Source organism: Flagellimonas sp. CMM7 (assembly GCF_021390195.1).
GTDB lineage: Bacteria > Bacteroidota > Bacteroidia > Flavobacteriales > Flavobacteriaceae > Flagellimonas.
The window spans coordinates 1,469,183-1,489,285 of sequence record NZ_CP090003.1 but is presented as its reverse complement, the minus strand read 5'-3'; the positions used below and the strand labels follow the sequence as shown (position 1 = coordinate 1,489,285).

24 protein-coding genes are annotated in these 20,103 nt (G+C 37.1%); 4 read left to right on the top strand and 20 right to left on the bottom strand.

Annotation, left to right across the window (positions count from 1 at the left end):
- Positions 1 to 31: 31 nt before the first annotated feature.
- Entirely contained in the window at positions 32 to 664 is a 633-nt protein-coding gene (pdeM, locus tag LV704_RS06755) for a ligase-associated DNA damage response endonuclease PdeM (RefSeq protein ID WP_163421117.1), read from the bottom strand.
- Positions 661 to 3,123 (bottom strand): ligase-associated DNA damage response DEXH box helicase, encoded by a 2,463-nt coding sequence (locus LV704_RS06750; RefSeq protein WP_163421858.1) that lies wholly within the window; start codon positions 3,121 to 3,123, stop codon positions 661 to 663. Before LV704_RS06750 ends, pdeM begins: the two co-directional genes overlap by 4 nt.
- A 112-nt stretch (positions 3,124 to 3,235) precedes the next feature.
- Between LV704_RS06750 and LV704_RS06745 the strand changes: the two genes are divergently transcribed.
- On the top strand, positions 3,236 to 3,658 hold the full coding sequence (locus LV704_RS06745; RefSeq protein WP_163421118.1) for a TerB family tellurite resistance protein: 423 nt from the start codon (positions 3,236 to 3,238) through the stop codon (positions 3,656 to 3,658).
- Between the two features lies 1 nt (position 3,659).
- On the opposite strand, the gene fbp is transcribed toward LV704_RS06745, so the two are convergent.
- A complete protein-coding gene (fbp, locus tag LV704_RS06740) occupies positions 3,660 to 4,667 on the bottom strand; it encodes a class 1 fructose-bisphosphatase (RefSeq protein WP_163421119.1) in 1,008 nt (335 codons plus the stop codon).
- Between the two features lie 111 nt (positions 4,668 to 4,778).
- Between fbp and LV704_RS06735 the strand changes: the two genes are divergently transcribed.
- From LV704_RS06735 to LV704_RS06725, 3 genes are all read left to right on the top strand, one after another.
- Entirely contained in the window at positions 4,779 to 5,261 is a 483-nt protein-coding gene (locus LV704_RS06735) for a GNAT family N-acetyltransferase (protein WP_163421120.1), read from the top strand.
- A 33-nt stretch (positions 5,262 to 5,294) separates the two neighbouring features.
- On the top strand, positions 5,295 to 6,545 hold the full coding sequence (locus LV704_RS06730) for an aspartate kinase (RefSeq protein WP_163421121.1): 1,251 nt from the start codon (positions 5,295 to 5,297) through the stop codon (positions 6,543 to 6,545).
- 76 nt (positions 6,546 to 6,621) lie between these two features.
- Positions 6,622 to 8,442 carry a lysophospholipid acyltransferase family protein gene (locus LV704_RS06725; RefSeq protein ID WP_163421122.1) on the top strand — a complete coding sequence of 607 codons (1,821 nt, stop codon included), beginning with the start codon at positions 6,622 to 6,624 and terminating at the stop codon, positions 8,440 to 8,442.
- Positions 8,443 to 8,464: 22 nt separating this feature from the next.
- Here LV704_RS06725 and LV704_RS06720 read toward each other — a convergent pair whose 3' ends face one another.
- From LV704_RS06720 to serS, 17 genes are all read right to left on the bottom strand, one after another.
- Positions 8,465 to 8,887 (bottom strand): arsenate reductase ArsC, encoded by a 423-nt coding sequence (locus LV704_RS06720; RefSeq protein ID WP_205597864.1) that lies wholly within the window; start codon positions 8,885 to 8,887, stop codon positions 8,465 to 8,467.
- 16 nt (positions 8,888 to 8,903) lie between these two features.
- A complete protein-coding gene (locus tag LV704_RS06715) occupies positions 8,904 to 9,395 on the bottom strand; it encodes a GNAT family N-acetyltransferase (RefSeq protein ID WP_163421123.1) in 492 nt (163 codons plus the stop codon).
- Positions 9,396 to 9,407: 12 nt separating this feature from the next.
- Complete coding sequence (locus tag LV704_RS06710; RefSeq protein WP_163421124.1) at positions 9,408 to 9,905, bottom strand: DUF6428 family protein; 498 nt, start codon at positions 9,903 to 9,905, stop codon at positions 9,408 to 9,410.
- Positions 9,906 to 9,907: 2 nt separating this feature from the next.
- On the bottom strand, positions 9,908 to 10,231 hold the full coding sequence (locus LV704_RS06705; protein WP_163421125.1) for a helix-turn-helix transcriptional regulator: 324 nt from the start codon (positions 10,229 to 10,231) through the stop codon (positions 9,908 to 9,910).
- Positions 10,232 to 10,325: 94 nt separating this feature from the next.
- Positions 10,326 to 10,760 carry a TM2 domain-containing protein gene (locus tag LV704_RS06700; RefSeq protein WP_163421126.1) on the bottom strand — a complete coding sequence of 145 codons (435 nt, stop codon included), beginning with the start codon at positions 10,758 to 10,760 and terminating at the stop codon, positions 10,326 to 10,328.
- 55 nt (positions 10,761 to 10,815) lie between these two features.
- Complete coding sequence (locus LV704_RS06695; protein ID WP_163421127.1) at positions 10,816 to 11,202, bottom strand: VOC family protein; 387 nt, start codon at positions 11,200 to 11,202, stop codon at positions 10,816 to 10,818.
- Between the two features lie 39 nt (positions 11,203 to 11,241).
- Positions 11,242 to 11,697 (bottom strand): DUF1801 domain-containing protein, encoded by a 456-nt coding sequence (locus LV704_RS06690; RefSeq protein ID WP_163421128.1) that lies wholly within the window; start codon positions 11,695 to 11,697, stop codon positions 11,242 to 11,244.
- Positions 11,698 to 11,703: 6 nt separating this feature from the next.
- On the bottom strand, positions 11,704 to 12,210 hold the full coding sequence (locus tag LV704_RS06685) for a DUF4199 domain-containing protein (protein ID WP_163421129.1): 507 nt from the start codon (positions 12,208 to 12,210) through the stop codon (positions 11,704 to 11,706).
- Positions 12,211 to 12,308: 98 nt separating this feature from the next.
- Positions 12,309 to 12,725 carry a response regulator transcription factor gene (locus LV704_RS20000; protein ID WP_163421130.1) on the bottom strand — a complete coding sequence of 139 codons (417 nt, stop codon included), beginning with the start codon at positions 12,723 to 12,725 and terminating at the stop codon, positions 12,309 to 12,311.
- A 9-nt stretch (positions 12,726 to 12,734) separates the two neighbouring features.
- The gene (locus LV704_RS06675; protein ID WP_163421131.1) at positions 12,735 to 13,667 is read right to left on the bottom strand and encodes a 2-hydroxyacid dehydrogenase; all 933 of its coding nucleotides are present in this window, start codon (positions 13,665 to 13,667) and stop codon (positions 12,735 to 12,737) included.
- A 14-nt stretch (positions 13,668 to 13,681) separates the two neighbouring features.
- Positions 13,682 to 14,047, bottom strand: a complete 366-nt coding sequence (locus LV704_RS06670) for a cupin domain-containing protein (protein WP_163421132.1) — start codon at positions 14,045 to 14,047, stop codon at positions 13,682 to 13,684.
- A gap of 12 nt (positions 14,048 to 14,059) precedes the next feature.
- Positions 14,060 to 15,415 carry a magnesium transporter gene (gene mgtE, locus LV704_RS06665; protein ID WP_163421133.1) on the bottom strand — a complete coding sequence of 452 codons (1,356 nt, stop codon included), beginning with the start codon at positions 15,413 to 15,415 and terminating at the stop codon, positions 14,060 to 14,062.
- The gene (gene rsmA / locus LV704_RS06660; protein WP_163421134.1) at positions 15,402 to 16,274 is read right to left on the bottom strand and encodes a 16S rRNA (adenine(1518)-N(6)/adenine(1519)-N(6))-dimethyltransferase RsmA; all 873 of its coding nucleotides are present in this window, start codon (positions 16,272 to 16,274) and stop codon (positions 15,402 to 15,404) included. Before rsmA ends, mgtE begins: the two co-directional genes overlap by 14 nt.
- Before the next feature lie 18 nt (positions 16,275 to 16,292).
- Positions 16,293 to 16,601, bottom strand: a complete 309-nt coding sequence (locus tag LV704_RS06655; protein ID WP_163421135.1) for a gamma-glutamylcyclotransferase family protein — start codon at positions 16,599 to 16,601, stop codon at positions 16,293 to 16,295.
- A gap of 4 nt (positions 16,602 to 16,605) precedes the next feature.
- Positions 16,606 to 16,923, bottom strand: a complete 318-nt coding sequence (locus LV704_RS06650) for a DUF4286 family protein (RefSeq protein WP_163421136.1) — start codon at positions 16,921 to 16,923, stop codon at positions 16,606 to 16,608.
- 36 nt (positions 16,924 to 16,959) lie between these two features.
- Positions 16,960 to 18,744, bottom strand: a complete 1,785-nt coding sequence (locus tag LV704_RS06645; protein WP_163421137.1) for a tetratricopeptide repeat protein — start codon at positions 18,742 to 18,744, stop codon at positions 16,960 to 16,962.
- A gap of 78 nt (positions 18,745 to 18,822) precedes the next feature.
- The gene (serS, locus tag LV704_RS06640) at positions 18,823 to 20,094 is read right to left on the bottom strand and encodes a serine--tRNA ligase (protein WP_163421138.1); all 1,272 of its coding nucleotides are present in this window, start codon (positions 20,092 to 20,094) and stop codon (positions 18,823 to 18,825) included.
- Positions 20,095 to 20,103 lie beyond the last annotated feature (9 nt).

Genomic DNA, 20,103 nt, shown 5'->3' with positions numbered 1-20,103 from the left:
GATTGAAGATCAGTTGTGGACAAAACTAAATTTAAACTTTTACCACTTCGTCCTCAACAATAACATAAACCTCATCTTTCTTGGTGGGTTTAAGGGTATAAGTTCCAGTAAACTCACCAAAAGCGGGAAGAATCATTTGGTTTTTGGTTTTAAAAAAACAAGACAGCCTCAGGTTTTGGCGTCCAAACCCTTTTAATTTGATGGCTGGGTGAATATGTCCGCAGAAATTAAAAAGCTTTTCACGTTCCTCCGGATGGTGGGTCAATAAAAAATTATCTAGAATCCACTCTTGGTAAATCTCAATATTCAATTTTTCAAATAAAAGGGGAGAGATGATGTCATGGTTTCCAGATACCAGAATAATTTCTGCAGGAGTTTTGGCAACCCAATTTTCAAAAAGTTCCCATTCTTTATTTAAGGATGAATGAAATAGATCTCCTAAAAAGCATATTTGAAAGGGGCTAAAATCAGCAACGATTTTGTCCAGCAACAGAAAATTTTTATGAATGGCTTGTCTTGGAACAGCGGCCCCAAATTTTCTAAAATGATTCACCTTGCCCAAATGAACATCGCTAATGAGCAACAGTGATTTTTCCACCCAAAACATTCCTCCAAGAGGGTGAAGAACAAATTCTTGATTGTTAAAATGTATGGTTTGAGTCATCTAGTCAAAATCTTGGTCATTCGTTTTATACGATCAGCTAGTTTCTCATTGGATAGTTTTTCACGAAGCCTGTCCGTAATAATCGGAAATGAAAACGGCGTTGGATTGCTACACTTTTTCCATACGATCTCTTGCTGCTCAATTCGTTCCAAAGCCAAGCGTAAACGACCCTCTTCTAATTGGTGTTCAAAAGTTTCGGTAAAGGCTTGCTGAAACAAAAGATTGTCCGGCTCAAAGTCTTTGAATACATCAAAAAGTAACTGTGAACTGCTCTGTAAATGTTTCATTTTTATGCCTTTATCTGGGTAGCCGGTAAATACCATTCCGCTAATAACAGCAACATCCCTAAATTTTCGTTTTGCCATTTCATTGGAGTTCAAACTTTTCTGTAAATCACTCAGCATATATTCTGGGGTAAACAAATCGTTGTCCAATACTTCCTGAATGTTGATTTCTTTGTCGGACAACAGTTCAAATCCATAATCATTAAAAGCCAAAGAGCAGGTAATAGGGGACAGCAAACTTATTCGATATGCCAATAAACTACTCATGCCCTCGTGAATCGCCCTGCCTTCAAAAGGATAAAAAATATGATGGTAACCGTCATTGGTTTTGAAGGTTTCTATAAGAAATTGATTTGGCTTTGGAACAACACTTTCTTCCCGTTGTTTAGCAAACATGGGAGCTAAAGATTTTATTTCTTTTGATTGCTTCTTGGACTCCAATTCGGCGGTGTATAATTCTTGTCGTAGCAATTCTGACATTTGAGCAGAAAAACTCAATCGGCCCCCCATCCAACTAGGTACTTTATTGGTCCTCTTTGAAGAGTTGCGCACATGGGCAGACATGCCTTTAATTCTAATAAATTCTAAATTTCTTCCTGCAAAAGTAAACACATCACCAGCGGCTAATTTAGAAATGAACGATTCTTCAATAGTACCAATGTAGCCTCCTTTTTGATACCGGACGGATATAGAGGCATCTCCTACTATTGTTCCAATTTGAAAACGATGGCGCATAGCAATTCCGCGATTGTTCACCTTGAATTTTCCATCTTCTTCAACCATTACCTTTTTATATTCATCATAGGTTTTTAAACTTTGACTGCCCATAACCAAAAAGTTCAAGAGCCACTGCCATTGTTCTTCTGAAATTGCTTGATAGCAAAAAGTTTGTTTGATCTCCGGATAAATTTCATCGGGATAAAAACCATCGGATACCGCCAAGGTTGTCAAATATTGAATAAGGACATCAAAACTATTTAGATATGGAACGCGGTCTTCAACAGCTTCTTTTTTAACGGCTTGTTGCATGGCAGATGCCTCAATGAGTTCAATGGCATGGGTTGGCAAAAAATGGATGACACTTTCCTTTCCAGGTCTGTGGCCACTTCGCCCTGCACGTTGTAAAAATCGTGCTACCCCTTTTGGCCCTCCAATTTGCACCACGGTTTCCACAGGTGCAAAATCTACTCCCAAATCCAAGCTGGAAGTGCAGACAACTGCTTTCAAACTTTCGTTCCGTATGGCCTGTTCTACCCAAATACGTGTTTCTTTGTTGATACTACCATGGTGCATGGCAATTTCGCCGGCATACTCAGGATGTTTTTCCAATATCTTTTGAAACCAAATCTCACATTGGCTTCGGGTATTTGTAAACAATAAGGTGGTTTTGCTATTGTTGATAATGGGAACAACTTCTTCAAGTAAGTGAAGGCCTAAATGTCCACGCCAAGGGAATGTTTCCATCTGTTTTGGAATGATACTTTGAACGGTTATTTTCTTGTTCAATTTGGCCTTTATCAAAACCGAGTTTTCATGTGCCAAGGAAGTAGGGCCAAGAAGAACTTCTCGTGCCTGATCTAAATTCCCAATAGTGGCGGATATTCCCCAGATTCTTAGATTTTTGCATATTGTTTTTAACCTAGAAAGGCCAAGTTCCATTTGAACACCTTTTTTGGTTCCCAAAAGTTCATGCCATTCATCAACAATGATAGCGGAGCAGTCTTTGAAGACCTTGTCGTACCCTTTTGAAGAAAGTAATAGTTGCAGACTTTCTGGAGTGGTGATCAACAGGTCTGGCATTGCTGTTTTTTGCCTTGCCCGTTCTTTGGTCGAGGTATCTCCGGTTCGTATGCCAACTGTCATTTGGGTTTGTAGATCTTGTGTAATACGCTCGGCAGATTGTTTAATTTCTTGGGACAAAGCTCGTAATGGAGTAATCCAAATTGCTTTGAGTCCTTTTTTATGTTTGTTCTTATAATTAGGATTGTGCTTAATATAGTTTAAGACTATAGGAAACCAAAGCGCATAAGTCTTTCCACTACCTGTTGGAGCGTTTAGCAGTCCGTGCTTGCCTTGCAAAAAAGCATTCCAGGTCTCTTTTTGAAAGGGAAATGGTTTCCAATTCTGTTCTTGGAACCAGTTTTCGGCAATATGTAGTAGTTCAGATTCTTGCAGGAGAATTGCGTTAAGGATTATAAAGAGCTATGAAAATTACAAATTTCTTTTGGTGATAATTTTACTGTCCTTTCTAGTTTAAGATTTATATTTGCCGAACAAATTTTAGTATATGCCCATTATAGATTTATACGAACATAGCGAACAAAGACATAATTTGGCCCATTTTGCTACTTTGGCAAGTTTGGCCGCTGCAGATGGTGTAATAAGTGAAAAGGAAAAAGTAATATTGGATAAGTTTGCGTTCAAATTAAATATCACCGATGCTGAATATAAAGAGGTGATGAAAAAAGAGAACAAATATCCAATTGAAACGCCCCATAGTGGTGAGAAAAGATTAAAGCGTTTGTTCGATTTCTTTGGGATGGCCTTTGCTGATAACAGTCTTGATGAGGAACAAATGGAGCTGATTGTTAAATACGCAGTAGGATTGGGTTATTCGCCTGAAAAAGCTTCTCAAATTATAGAAAAATCCATTGCCATATTTACTGGTAAAATAGCTTTTGAAGACTTCCAGTATTTAATGGATAAGTAACCTAATGGTACTTATTTAAAAAATCCTCCAATTTTTTGACCATATTTCGGCTTCCACAAAAGAAGGGTACCCGTTGATGTAGTTCGGTAGGCTCAATATCCAGTATTCGAGTTTTACCACCAATTGCCAAACCATTGGCTTGTTCTGCAATAAAGGCCATAGGATTACATTCGTAAAGCAGTCTAAGTTTTCCACTTTGCGAAATACTACTTTTAGGATACATATATATTCCACCCTTAATCATATTACGATGAAAATCGGAAACTAGTGAGCCAATATACCTTGAAGTATAAGGCCTGTCACCTTCCTCTTCTTGACAATACTTTATGTAATCTTTAACCCCTTGTAAAAAATGAATGTAGTTACCTTCATTTACAGAATATATTTTACCATTTTCCGGAAACTGCATATTAGGGTGTGACAAATAAAAGGTGCCCAGTGCGGGATTCAAAGTAAAGCCATTTACTCCATCCCCAGTGGTGTAAACCAACATTGTCGATGTTCCATAAACCACATAGCCAGCAGCTACTTGTTTATTTCCTGGCTGTAAAAAATCTTCAAGTTGAACTGGAGTTCCAACAGGAGTAACACGTCTATAAACTGAAAATATGGTTCCAACCGAAACATTAACATCAATATTTGAAGAACCATCCAAAGGATCAATCAATACCACATATTTGTTTTGATGTTTTTCATCACTGCTATTAATGCTTATAAAACTGTCTTCTTCTTCAGAGGCTATTCCACAAACTATCTCCCTATTGGTAAGTGTTTGGATAAATTTTTCATTTGCAAATACATCTAATTTTTGCTGGTCTTCCCCTTGAATGTTAGTGTCGCCAGCAGCTCCGATTACGTCAACCAAACCCGCTTTATTTACTTCGTGATTAACTACTTTAGCGGCTAAACGAATGGCATTGATTAGTTTAGAGAGCTCTCCAGAAGAGTATTGAAATGAAGACTGGTTTTCAATAATGAACTCTCCAAGGGTCTGATTTTTTCTTGTCATTAAAATAGGGTTGTGTTTTGCCCACAAATATCGGGCATTTTGTGATACTACATCGATTTCGTAGGAGTAAAGTTTTTGATTTTTATAACTTTGAGTTTTATTTATAACAATATGAATTTTTCAATCAGAGATGCCAGGCAAGAAGATATGCAACAAGTGTTGGACCTTGTTCATGAGTTAGCAGAATTTGAGAATGATCCAAATGCTGTAGAAGTAACTAAAGAAGATTTAATAAAAGATGGTTTTGGAGAGAACAAGTTGTTTCATTGTTTTGTTGCTGAAAAAGATAAACAGATTGTGGGAATTGCATTGGTGTATCCTCGATACTCTACATGGAAAGGACCTGTAATCCATTTGGAGGATTTAATTGTTGCAGAGGCAATGCGAGGCAGTGGTCTGGGGACTGCTCTTTTAAATGAAGTGGTAAAATATGGACACAATTTGGGCGTTAGAAGAATTTGCTGGGAAGTACTGGATTGGAACGAACCTGCAATTAATTTTTACGAAAAAAAGGGTGCTAAGGTAATGCGTGATTGGGATGTTGTTCAGTTAGATGAAAATGGCATTAGTAATTATTTAGATAATTTGAATTAACCTTCTTAAGGTAAAATATAGAACCAAGAATAGATGAGAGTTTTTAAGTTTGGTGGAGCTTCAGTTAAAGATGCTGATGGTGTTAGGAATATAGTTAAAGTACTGGAAGAAGTAGGGCATAAAGACACCTTGGTCGTAATTTCTGCGATGGGTAAGATGACCAACGCAATGGAAAAAATAGTAACTTCTTATTTTGAAGATAAACGGTCCATTACACCTTCTATACAAGAAGTAATAGATTATCATGAAAACATCTTATCAGATTTATTTGAAAACAAGACCCACCCTGTATATAACAAGGTAAAACTTCTGTTTGATGAGGTTAAAGGGTTTTTAACCTGGAACAAATCTCCCAAATATGGCTTTGTTTATGACCAAGTGGTTGGGTACGGAGAGTTGGTTTCCACCACAATTGTAAGCGAGTATTTCAAGGAGGTTGGAATATCCAATGTATGGCAAGATGTTCGTAATCTCATTAAAACGGATAATAATTATAGAGATGCCTCGGTAAATTGGGAGCGAACCCAGAAAGAAGTTTCCACTAACGTAGATGTGTCTAAGCTAAATATTACCCAGGGCTTTTTGGGGAGTGATGATAATAACTTTACCACTACTTTGGGTAGAGAAGGATCTGATTATTCTGCAGCAATTTTAGCGTATTGCCTTAATGCAGATTCCGCAACGATCTGGAAAGATGTTCCAGGAGTTTTAAATGCAGACCCAAGGAACTTCAAGGAAACCCAATTGCTTGATCAAATTTCATACAGAGAGGCGATTGAATTAGCTTTTTATGGGGCTTCCGTAATTCATCCCAAGACGCTTCAACCGTTGCAGAGAAAAGAGATTCCATTACATGTAAAATCGTTCATTGCACCTAATGGAGATGGCACAACTGTTGGCAAAGGAGAAGACATATCACCCAAAGTGCCTTGCTTTATTGTAAAAAAAAATCAAGTTTTGATAAAACTATCTTCCCTTGATTTCTCCTTTATCATGGAAGACAATATTAGTGAGATATTCAAATTGTTCCACCATCATAAAATGAAAGTGGATTTAATTCAGAATTCTGCTATTAGTTTTTCAGTTTGCTTGGATAATAAGTTTAATGGACTTGAACTTATGTTGAATGAGCTAAAACGAAAATTCAAAGTGGTTTGTCATGAAGATGTTTCGCTCTATACCATTAGACATTTTAATGATAAAGCCGTAAAGTCACTACAAAATGGAAGGTCTGTTCTGGTGGAACAGCGTGGTAGAGAAACAGTTCAGCTCGTTGTAAAATAAAATTCACAAAACTATTTTACGCTAAAAGTCCAATAGCTGTAATTTTCTATCTTTACGCTTACCTAATTTTTGTTTTATGGGGTTGGTTTCTGCGAAAGAGGTGGCAAAAGTCATTAATCTGGACAGGTATGGTTTTTTAGGAACTTTTGTTGGATGGCTTTTAATGGTTGCCACAAGAATTACAGGGATAAATAGATTCTACAACAAGAATAAGTCTCTTCCTGGAAGAGATTTTTTAGATGCTATCTTAGATCATTATGAAATTGATTTTGAGATTCCCGAGGAAGATTTAAAACGGCTTCCAAAGTCTGGAGCATACATCACTATCAGTAATCATCCACTAGGAGGAATAGATGGAGTGTTGTTGTTAAAACTCATGCTTCAGGAGCGTGAAGATTTTAAGATCATAGCTAATTTCTTGCTAAATAGAATTGAACCTATGAAGTCTTACATTATGCCTGTGAATCCCTTTGAAAATCATAAGGATGCTAAAAGCAGTATCGCGGGTTTTAAAAATGCACTGTTACATCTTAGAGAGGGACACCCATTGGGTATTTTCCCAGCTGGTGAAGTATCCACTTATAGAGACGGAAAATTAGTGGTAGATAAACCTTGGGAAGAGGCGGCACTAAAACTTATTAGAAAAGCGGAGGTCCCTGTGGTTCCAATATATTTTCATGCCAGAAACAGCAGGCTTTTTTATAGATTGTCCAAAATAAATGATGTTTTTAGAACGGCAAAACTACCGTCAGAGGTTGCTTCTCAAAACAGAAGACCTATAAAGGTTCGTGTTGGGCAACCCATATCTGTAAATACCCAAAAGGAAGAGGAAACATTAGAATCTTTTGCAGAATTATTAAGAAAGAAAACCTATCTCTTGGCCAATGCGTTTGAGAAAGAACGTTTGATCGATAAAGTACCTACTACCTTAAAAATCCCTAAACCCCCAAAAAAAATAGCTACAGCGGTTGGTTCTGAAGTACTGCAGGGTGAAATAGAAAAGTTAAGGGAAAAAGATTGCCGAATGCTTCAAAGTAAGAATTACGAGGTATATCTGGCCCAAGAAAAGGATATGCCCTTTATTTTAAATGAGATTGGAAGACAGCGGGAAATAACGTTTCGCGAAGTAGGGGAGGGAACTAATAATGCTGTTGATTTAGATGAGTTTGATTCTTATTATCATCACCTTTTCTTGTGGGATGATCAGGAAAAGGCCGTGGTTGGAGCGTATCGTATGGGGCTAGGTTCTCAAATATTCAAAAAATATGGTATTGATGGCTTCTATCTTCAAGACCTGTTTCGTTTCGAACCAGAACTATATGGAATGATGGAGAAATCCATTGAAATGGGAAGGGCTTACATTGTTAAGGAATATCAGCAAAAACCAATGCCATTGTTTCTGCTCTGGAAAGGTATTGTACATACCACTTTAAGACACCCAGAGCATAAATATTTAATTGGAGGTGTTAGTATCAGTAATCAGTTCTCCAATTTTTCAAAGTCGTTGATGATTGAGTTTATGAAATCCAATTATTGGGATCCCTATGTGGCACAATATATAAGACCAAAGAAAGATTTTAAAGTACAACTGAAGGATGCTGATAAAGAATTCATTTTTGATGACACCCAAGCAGACTTGAACAAATTTGACAAGTTGATCAATGAGGTAGAACCAGGCAGTCTTCGTTTACCGGTTTTGATTAAAAAGTACATCAAACAAAATGCAAAAGTTGTTGCATTTAATGTTGATCCACTATTTAATAATTCCGTGGATGGGTTAATGTATATAAAGATTGCAGATTTACCTGAAAGCACTGTCAAGCCGGTTATGGAAGAATTCCAAGCTGAACTGGAACGTAAAATGGCAGAGGGAAACCACCAGTCCAACATGGATTAAAGATTGTCTCCTTCCTTTGCTTTTAGTTAACCAATTCTTCTTTTACAAAGTTGTGGCAAAACTCTTTTATTTCTTCTCTTGCCTTTAGGAATGCCTCATGTTTTACATCCTCAGTACCGGTAACTTTTGAAGGGTCAAAAAAGTTATGATGGATCCGCTCGGCATTTTTAGCTGGAATAAATGGACAATTTTCTTTAGCATGGTCACAAACAGTAATGATATAATTCCAATCAATACCTTGATATTCATCCACATGGTTAGATGTATGGGAAGTAATATCAATACCATCTTCTTTCATTATGGATACGGCTCCTGGGTTTAACCCATGTGTTTCTATCCCTGCACTATAAACTTTTGCTAAAGAGTCTTGAAAATAATTTAAATACCCATGTGCCATTTGACTTCTACATGAGTTTCCTGTGCAAAGGACCAATACGTTTTTCATTTTTTTGATATGATGATTAATCTGTTCCTATCGTTTCACTTCTTTTCTCAAACAACAAATTGTCCTTCCAAACACCATGAAGCTTTCCAACTCGTTCCCGTTTGCCAATAAACCGAAATCCAACTTTTTTATGAAGATATATACTTGCTTCGTTTTCAGGAAAAATCCCAGATTGTATAGTCCAAAATCCAGCTTTTTCACTTTCAGATATTAGTTGTTCCAAAAGTAATTTCCCAACACCCTTACCTCTACTTGTCGCTCCAATATAGACACTTACTTCTCCAATGCCACCATAAACACATCTACTTGAAACTGGAGATAAAGCGGCCCAACCTAGAATTTCACCATTTTCTTCGGCAATCAGTCTACACTGTTTCACATGCGCTTGATCCCAAATTTCGTAACTGGGAATGGTTTGTTCAAAGGTTGCAAAACCAGTTGCTATACCTTGAGCATATATTTGGGAGACATCTTCCCAATCCGAAGCTTTCATTTTGCGTACCTGCATAACAATAAGAGATTAGCAGCAACCACCTCCTGGTGCACACTCACTTGCGGCTTCTGCTACAACTTTTTCTGAAGTATCAACAACACCGCAAGTTTCTTTGGCTTTACAATCTGTTTTTTCTACAGAAAGTTTTAGTATTAGAGATTGTTCATCCATTGCATAATCATTTACAAAAAGTTGGGCCGTATGAAAGTCTGAGTTACTGTACTCAAACTTGATTTCGGCATCTCTCACCATGGGCTTAATACCATCGACCTTGTTAAGAATACCCAAAGCTTTATAGGCTGACATAAACTCTTTTTTGTCTTTTTCTTTTGGACTTTCCCACAATTGTACAATGGTCTCTTTCCAGAAATCTGTTCCAGCTCCGCAATCCACGGAATCAACAATAATGTTTTTGATTTCTGTAATATGATAATTAGCTCCAACAAATTTGCCTTCAGTATATTCAAAAAGCAAACTTTTATTCTGATGTTGTTTTAGTAAGGATAGAAATTCTGATGTATTCATGATTAACAGCAATTATAATTAATATTGGCAAAAAACGTATTGAAGGAGTTTTGTAGTTCTCCCCAACGTTCTTCGTTGATACAATAGCAAAGGTTTTTGCCTTCAAAGGTTCCTTTTAAAAGGCCTATTTTCTTTATTTCGTTTAAATGTTGTGATATGGTCGGTTGCGAAAGTCCAATGACATCTACCAAATCATTGCAGATACAATTTTCTTGTCTACTTATATATTCCAAGATTGCTATACGTGCAGGATGCGCCAAAACTTTGGCCACTTGTGCCAACTCGTTTTGTGTTAAGGTGAACATATGTGTCTTAGAAGCTCCCATTGGTAATTATAACAACATTTGCAATTTTATATTGCAATATTACGATAATAATAGTAAATAAAAAAGCCAGAGCGTTTTTCTCTGGCTTTTTTTATTAGAACCAAGGCTTTTTTCCAACCTGGTATGTATTGTAAAACTCATCATCTGATTTGGTAAGGTAGATGATACCCTCTACCAATCCTATTACACTAGGAATCCAAACAAATAGTAACCCTATTCCAACACATGAAAGCACATATGCCACTATGGAGACTCCAAGTAAAATAAAACCTTCCTTGTTGTATCCAAGCATAAATTTGTGTACTCCGAGAGAACCTAAAATAATGGCCAGAACTCCGGTTAATATTTTTTTGTTCTCACCACCTGCACCTTTAATGCCTTCGGCAAATTCATTGGCAGTTTTTTTGGCTTCGTCAGCAAAATCTCCTGCTGCTTCTTTGGTATCTTCGGCAGCATCCTTTGCAGCTTCTTTGGCTTTGTCAAAGGCATCTTCTGCCTTATCCCCTAAGTCTTTGTTTTCTTCAGACATGGTAATTATAATTTGTTGGTTAAACGAGTCTTAAAAATAAGGATTATTTTAATAGCTATAAGAAAGCTTTATCAACAGGTTGCCAAAGCTCTATTTTATTGCCTTCTGGATCCAATATCCATCCAAATTTACCATAATCAAATTCTTCAATCTCACCAACAATAGTAACACCTTCGCTTTTTAGGGCTTTTAACAGTTCTACCAAGTTTTCTACCCTAAAATTCATCATGAACTGTTTTTCACTTGGTTGAAAATAGGTGGTATCGTCCTTGAATGGACTCCATTGGGTCATGCAATCGTTACCCTTCTTGTCTTTCCACCAAAAACTCCAACCATATTGGTCTACGGGAATCCCTAGACGTTCTTTATACCATTTCTTTATATTATCTGGATCTTTCGTTTTAAAGAAAAACCCTCCCAGTCCTGTTACTCTAGTTTTCATAATTATACTATTTTTAGCTTCCATAGATAGGAAATCTAATTACTGTTTTATGTTTTTCTCGTATAGCGCAATCCACGCTTTTGGAGTAATTTTTTGACATAGTTCTGCTATAAGTTCATAAGGAATGTTTTCCATTTTTTTAAACCGGATACAACTCTTGCCCATATCCAATTTGGTTTTTACATGTTTTGGATATTCCCCAACAAACCAGTCCAGTAATTTCTTGTCTGCATAAATTCCTGAATGATATAATGCTACAAAGTTCTTTTGTGAGGCTATGTTTATAAAAGGCAAAGGCAGTTTTGGATTACAGTGATAGCCAGGTTCATATAAAGAATGGGGAACCACATAACCTATCATTTTATAACTGATGCATTCCTGAAACCCCGTTGGTAAATTTGTTTTTACGGTTTCTCGTAATTTAGAAACAGCAACTTTACGGTCTTCCGGTAACTTGTTAATGTATTCATCTGGTGTACTGGCATCTATGGTCATGGCAAATTATTTTCGTTGCAATAGCAAAGCTGAAATTAAAGTAATCATAAATCCGATTATAAAAACGGTCATTGCCATTAGGGCAAAGGAAAAAAGTGGGTTAGAAAACATTTCTCTTTGTGATTCCAATTCGGCCAGTTTTACTTCCAATTCGTCCGCAGGTAATGAAGTCCTCATTTTTTCAACAGCTGTATCATAATATTGGGTTGCAAAATCGGGATTGAGGACTTCGGTATAAAAAATATCAAGAAATCCAAAAGCTATGGCCGTAATAAGGCTAATGAGTATACCTATAATCAAAGCTTCTTTAAAACTTACCTTGCCTTGATTCTCTTTGTCTCTGAAATGCTTAATACCCAAATAGACAAACCCCAAGGATAAAATCATGGATACATAACCCAGTACTTCTTGGATGGAATATGACAAATCATTTAATAGGAACCAGCTTGCTAAAAAAAGAATAGAAATAGTGATAGCACCATAAAGTCCGAATCTTGCTACGGTTTTTTTCATGATCAGTTATTTAAAAAGTTAAACCAAAAGTAGTGGTAGAGGAAAGCTTGGGAGTCATACTAAAGTACCAAAACTGAGGCACTTTAACTCTAAATCAATTAAATAGCTAGAATTTGAAGGTTTTTTGCCTTTTGTACTGCTTGGGTACGACGCTTGGCATCCAATTTTACCAATAGGTTGGAAACATGTGTTTTTATAGTGCTTTCAGAAACAAAAAGCCTATCAGCAATTTCTTTGTTGGACAGGCCATTGGAAATTTGAATTAGTACTTCATATTCACGCTTACTTATACCAAGCTGTTCTATCTTTTTATAATCTATGACTGTAGAAGAAAGCTTTTCTTCCCTTACTGTTCTCTTGTTGATGTAAACACCGATTATAAAAAAAACAATTGCAATGACAGCTATTACTATTTCAAGGGAAACATTGCCAGAAGTATAGGAGTATTTACCTAACTTAAAAAGGACAAGTAATGCCACGATAAGCGAAGAAAAAACAAAAACGGTCTTTTTCACTCAATAAAATTAGCAAAATCTAGCTTTGATTTTGTCTACAATGGTTTGTGCCAGTTTTTCTTTGCTCTCAACAGTCCATCCTGCCACATGTGGTGTTAGTAAAACGTTCTTGGCTTTTCGTATGTATTTGAATGCCTTTGGTTTTTGAAGGAACATGTTCTCGAAAGATTTCTTCTCATATTCCAGAACATCCAATCCAGCACCTAGAATTTTTTCTGATTTAAGACCTTTGACCAGATCCTTGGTGACAACACATTTACCACGCGCCGTATTTAAGAACCAAAAGGGTTTGTGAAATGCATTAATGAATTCTTCGTTGACCATTCCCGTGGTCAATTCGGTTTCAGGAATATGAAGACTTACAATATCTGACCTTTGTTGAAATTCCATAATTCCTACTTGTCTGGCATTGTCATCACCCACACCACCAATGATATCATAACAAATAATCTCTACATCAAACCCTTTAAGTTTTTGAGCAAACGCCTTGCCCATATTTCCATAACCAATAATACCAATGGTCTTGCCATCCAGTTCTACGCCTCGGTTGCCCTCGCGGTCCCATTTTCCTTTTTTGACCTCTCTGTTGGCTTTGGTCATTTTATTCAATAGGGACAACAACATTCCTAAAGTATGTTCCCCAACAGCATTTCGGTTCCCTTCCGGAGCGGAAGCCAGAAATACATCTTTTTGTTTGGCATATTGGGTGTCTATGTTTTCCAAACCTGCCCCAAGTCTGCCTATGAACTTGAGATTTATTGCTTTATCCAAAAATTGTTGGTCCAACGTGAACCTGCTTCGGATGATGACCCCATCGTATAAATGAATTTTCTTTTCAACCTCTTCTTTGGAGGATGTGTAATCTTCATGATTTTCAAAACCCAACTGGGTAAATTGTTCAAGAAGTAATGGATGGTTGGTGTCTAGGTGGAGAACTTTCATGGGCTAAATATACCCTAAATTTTAGGGTACTCAGTTTGGGTCATTTCATGTTGTACAGTTCCTGTGTGAGCTGTGTTTTGTTTTTCAAAAAGCAATAGATGTACTTCCTCGTCATTTTTCGTCATAGGATTATGTTCCACTCCTTTTGGTACAACAATAATTTCACCCTCTTTTACTACTTCGGTCCTATCTCTAAACTGCATGTAAAGAGTGCCTTTAACTACCTGAAAGAGTTCATCTTCATGCTCATGGGAGTGCCAGACAAATTCCCCTTTAATCTTAGCTAAGATTACCTGCATATCATCTACTGTAGCTATTTGATGTGGATGCCACTGCTTGGTAAACTTGGTATGTTTTTGCTTTATATTGATGGATTTCATAAGTAAAAGAATTTATATTCCTAAAACCAATTTGGCAATCCAAAAATAAATTAAGATGCCAAAAATGTCATTGCTTGTAGTGATAAATGGCCCGGTTGCAATAGCAGGGTCAATACCTCTTTTGTCAAGGAAGAGAGGAACGAAAGTACCTATAAGGCCGGCAACTATTATTACAGCGACAAGTGATATGGAAATTGCCAATGCCAATTGTGGTTCTTTGGTCCATAACCAAACAAACAGTAATAGGAATATGGCAAGGATGAGTCCATTTAAAGTGGCTAAAAACATTTCTTTTACCAATCTTTTGTTAATACTCCCTTTTAAGTCATCGTTTGCTAAACCTTGAACAATGATTGCGCTGGATTGCACGCCTACATTACCCGCCATAGCTGCGATAAGTGGAGTAAACAAAAATAAAATGGCATAGCCTTGGGCAAGAACTTTTTCAAACCCTTCCATAATAACAAAAGCGCCAATACCTCCTATAAGGCCTAAAAAAAGCCAAGGGAGTCTTGCTCTAGTAAGCTCAATTATACTATCATCGGCTTCAACGTCTTGCGTAATACCTGCAGCCAATTGGTAATCCTTATCTGCTTCTTCCTTGATTACATCCACAATATCATCAATAGTAATGCGTCCGACCAATCTACCTATTTCATCCACTACAGGAATGGCCTCCAAATCATACTTGGACATAATCTTGGCTACTTCCTCGGCTTTTTCATTGACGTTTACGTAGTCTACCTTTGCGATGTAAACGTCTTTTATATGGGTCTTTGTGGAGGTTGTCAATAAATCCTTTAAAGAAAGCCTGCCCTTTAATTTGTCATCATCATCTACCACATAGATGGAATGCACCCTAGTAACACTTTCCGCTTGTGTGCGCATTTCTTTTACACAGGTAAGAACGTTCCAGTTTTCCTTTACTTTCACTAGTTCCTTGGCCATAAGTCCTCCAGCGGTGTCTTCATCATAACGCAAAAGATCTACAATATCTTTGGCATGTTCGCGATCCTCTATTTCTGAAATGACCTCTTGAACAATATCTTTTGGAAGTTCACTTACAATATCTGCAGCATCATCAGTATCCAGCTCTTCCAGCTCACCGGCTATCTCTTTGGTAGAAAGGTTTTTTAGTATGGATTCCCGTAAGTCCTCGTCCATTTCGGCGAGAATATCGGAGGTCTTTTCACTATCTAGAAGTTTAATGAGATAGGTAGCCTCATCTTTAGTGAGTTCTTCAGCGATTTCTGCAATATCCGCATAGTGGAACTCCTTCATCATCAACCTAAGGTTAGCGTTCTTTTTGTCCGCTATCAGTTGCTGAATCTGTTCTATTAGCTCGTCTGTGAGTTTAAACGGGATCATTGGCTATCTTCTGCGTTAACGCTATAAAATCAGCTACACTTAGCTGTTCTGGGCGCTGGTCAAAGATAATATCTTCTTTTAGATTATCAGATAGGTTAAAAGTTTTAAGGCTATTGCGAATGGTCTTTCGTCTTTGGTTAAAACTTGCCTTTATAATTTTGAAAAATAAATGCTCATCGCAAGGAAGTTTTAAGTTTTCTCTTCTGGTTAAACGCAATACTCCCGATTGTACTTTTGGAGGCGGATCAAATACTTGGGGAGGCACTGTGAACAGATATTCTGCTTCATAAAATGCCTGAACCAACACGGAAAGGATTCCATAGGATTTATTCCCTGGTTTTTCACAAATACGCTGCGCTACTTCTTTCTGGAACATCCCTGAAAACTCTGGAACCTGTTGTCTCATTTCCAGCATTTTAAAAACTATCTGAGTAGAAATGTTATAGGGGAAATTACCAGTAATGGCAAATTGTTCTTCACCGTATAATTGTTGTAAATTAAACTTTAAAAAATCTGCTTCTACAATATTTAGGCGGTTATTTTTTTCAAATACTTTTGGATGTTCTAAACGAAAACTATGATTGAGATATACTATGGACTCTTCGTCTAAGTCCATGGCAACCAAATCTATATCTCTAAGCAGTAGGTATTTGGTAAGTACACCCATACCCGGGCCAATCTCTATAACATTCGTGTAATTTTTAAGGGAAAGTGTGTCCGCAATTTGTTTGGCAATATCTTCATCTATAAGAAAGTGCTGCCCTAAATGCTTTTTAGCTCTTACTGCGCTTTCTTCCTGCCCGTTTTTAAATTTCTTTGGCTTACCATTGCCAAACTTCTTTTTATTTTTTTTGGACACGGGACGTTTTTTTGCAAGTTAATGTGAATTTTCGATATACAACCAGGCCTCAATACCCGATTCTAATTTTACTTTTTTGCGTTTGTAAGCACTGGTTTCATATACGTCGGCCTTTTTTAATTCTAAAGCAGTTACTTCATAGACTTTTCCTTCAACCTTATTTTCAAGATCTTTGGTTTGCACTACTAAAGAATATCTTTCATAAACCGCATTCTCCAGTCGCATGAATCCAGATAAAAAATCTGTTTTTCCTTTTAGAACGCGACCAAAAATATATTGTTGTACCTGCGGATCTTGCAGTGTGCCATAAGTGAAAAGATAATCCAAAACCTTAGGGAATCTGTTGACTAATGATTTCCAATTCTGTTCTGAATGCCACAAATTTGTTAGAAAATAATTTCGGCACATCTGCTCTAAGGCGCTCCGCATCTTCCTTGTAATACAGTTCTAGAGTTTGCCGATCTTTAGTTGTGTATTGAACGGAATATGTAATTCCTCCCATATCTTCTTCAACCAAGACCTTGGCCATTTTTGCGTGTGAAAATTTTCCGGTAGACAGCATATCTGGAACGTGTTTGTCTTTCATCCATATAAGCCATTCGTCATGAACACTTTCATCTATGTTGATCGTAACATTGTATATGAGCATTAACCCTAAGTTTTGATGGCCTAAATGTAGAGAAGTTTAATTTATTGCGTCGCCTCGGAGTCTTCTAAAATGTTTTCTGGCCTTTGGAAAGTAATAACTGTCCTGATAATTGTATATAATTTTTTCGTAATGAGTTTTTGCTTTTTCCGGTTCGGTTAAAATGTTTCGGTACAATTCTCCCAATGCAAAATGAGCATCATCTGCCAAAATACCATCGGCATAAAATTCCGTTATTTTTTTATAATTGAATTCTGCGCTCTCATAAGATTTTTGAGCTTCCAAAAGCTGCCCTTGTTTAAGCAATGCTTCATCCTCAATTTTCTCGCCTTTATGATTCTGCAAAATATCTTCCAAGGCCTCAATAGCCTGCTTGTTTTTATTTTGATATGCAAGAAGGTCGGCCCTTGCATATTTTTTAAGAGCCGTTTGGGTAGAATCTTCCAGAGAGTTGTCCGAGATTAAAAGACTTAATTGCATGGCATCATTGGCAATAAGCTGTGAGGTAGATCCTCTAAGCACTTTTAGTTGTGTTAGTGCCCAATCAAAATCGCCTTTGTAAAAACTGGTCTGTGCTACCTTAAAACGAGCATCTTGACCTAAAACATCATTCTTTAAACTCTTTTGGATCTGTGTGAAATAAATTAGAGCTTGATTAAATTTTTGGTCATAAACCAAAATGTCACCCAAAGCCAGTTTAACATAGGCAACTCCAATTCGCCCTAAAGGTAGCTCTAGACTTTCCTTTAATATTGTAACTGCTGGCCCCGGTGTTTCCTTTTTAAAAGTTAGGAAGTTGGCATAGGCAATTTGAAGTTGTAGCGTCCTACTTTGGTTTCCATATTCCTCAACCAATGCTTGAAATTTCTTTTCTATGGCAGCCAGTTTTTTTCCGCTAGCATCTTCAAGTTCAATGTCTATTAAATGAAGCTCAGCATTTAATTTGGATACGGGATTATTGCTATTATCTACAATGTATTCAAAAATTGTAGTGGCGTTTTCATAATCTTTATCTTCCAAAGCAATCTGTCCAAGGTTTTCTATACGGTCCAAAGAAGTCTCATCTGTTCTCTTGTATATTGCCCTTTCTTGACTAAAAGCACTGCTATATTGTTTCTGTTGAATAAAGAGCCAACTAAGTAACTCGTTCCAAAGTATATCAGGATTTTTCTGGGCATTTTTGAGCAATACCTTTCTCAATAGGATATTATTGGCATTGGAAGGGTCTTCTGAAATAAAATCATCTATGTTGCGTAGGATATTGGAACGAGAAGTTCTTCCTTCGTGGATCAAGTTTAAGTAGGATTGATACATTTTTTCAATATCACCCTGTTCCCCATATATTCGAGCCAATTGAAAGTCATAGTTTAATTCAGGCTTAAGTGCCATGGCCTGCGTATAGGCCAAAATGGCTTTGTCCAACAGTGCGTATTTTTGAAAACGATAGCCTACACTATACCCAAAATTAGGATTTTCATTAATTTTTGCTATAGCACTATCATAATAGGTAACCGCTTTTTCTGATTGATTTTGTAGCGTATAATTGTAGCCCAGTTCTATAAAAAAAGTAGGGAAGGCATATGTATCTTCTATTTTCTTTAGCAGGAATTTTTCTGCATCTTCATAACGTTCCAACTGTTGATAACAGGCAACCAGACCTTCTGAATAATCCGTGCGTCTTGGTTTTTTTTGGACCAACTTTTCGTAGAAAACCAACGCTTTTTCATAGTCACCATCATTGAAATACTGTTTGGCCAGAAAATCTTCTTGTGACTGAACCGAAAACAGAAATAGAAAAGAAATAAGAAATAGGATGTATCGCAATACCTTGTTTTATTTCAAATATAACGCAGAAAAACGCCAGAATCTGTTAAGTGATTCCAAATAAATAGGTTGATACTCCTAGGCAATAACATTAAACCCGCAGTAGGGAACCAGAACTTCTGGGATTTTGATGCCATCCTTGGTTTGATAATTTTCTAGGATTCCCGCCAAAACTCTGGGCAATGCCAAGGAACTACCGTTTAATGTGTGCGCCAATTGACTTTTTCCATTTTCGTCCTTAAAACGGAGTTTTAATCGGTTGGCCTGGAAAGTTTCAAAATTGGATACAGAACTAATCTCCAGCCATCTGTCTTGAGCGGTTGAGAAAACTTCAAAATCAAAGGTTAGGGCGGAAGTAAAGCCCAAATCACCCCCGCAAAGACGAAGGACCCGGTAAGGTAATTTCAATTCTCTCAGAATATTCTTAACATGCTCTACCATCTCATCCAAAGCTTGGTAAGAGGCAGAAGGATGCTCAATACGAACCAATTCAACTTTATCAAACTGATGAAGTCTGTTCAATCCTCTAACATGCGCACCATAACTTCCTGCTTCTCTTCTAAAACAAGGTGTATATCCGGTGTATTTAATTGGAAAATTTTCTTGGGGAACAATATCACCCCTATGCAAATTTGTAATAGGTACTTCGGCAGTTGGAATAAGATATAGATCATCTACTTGAGTGTGATACATTTGTCCTTCCTTATCAGGTAGTTGCCCTGTACCATAACCTGAAGCCTCATTGACCAAATGAGGAGGTTGTACCTCTAAGTAGCCAGCTTCTGTATTCTTATCCAAGAAATATGAGATTAAAGCGCGTTGTAAGCGAGCTCCTTTGCCCTTGTAAATTGGAAATCCAGCACCTGTAACTTTTACTCCTAATTCAAAATCGATGATATCGTACTTTTTAGCCAATTCCCAATGGGGTAGTGCACCTTCTGAAAGCACAGGAATATCACCTTCATGAAAAATTTCTTCATTATCCTTGTCCGAATTTCCTTTGGGAACAGACTCATGGGGAATATTGGGTAGTTGGTATAACTGTTCCTGCAGGGCGGCACTTGTTGTATTTAAATCTTCTCCCAATTGCTTTGAAGCTTCTTTAAGACCGGCCGTTTGCTCTTTTATTGCATTGGCTTCTTGTGCTTTTCCAGATTTAAAAAGCATTCCAATTTCTTTAGAAAGTTTGTTGGATTCTGCCAAGGTGCTATCCAGTTCAGTCTGGATGGAACGTCTTTTTTCATCCAAATCCAAGATGGCGGACAAAATAGGCTCTGCATCAACATTTCGCTTTTTCATAGCTTTAATGATGCTTTCCTTGTTCTCTCTAATTATCTGTAATTGAAGCATGACTTTGTA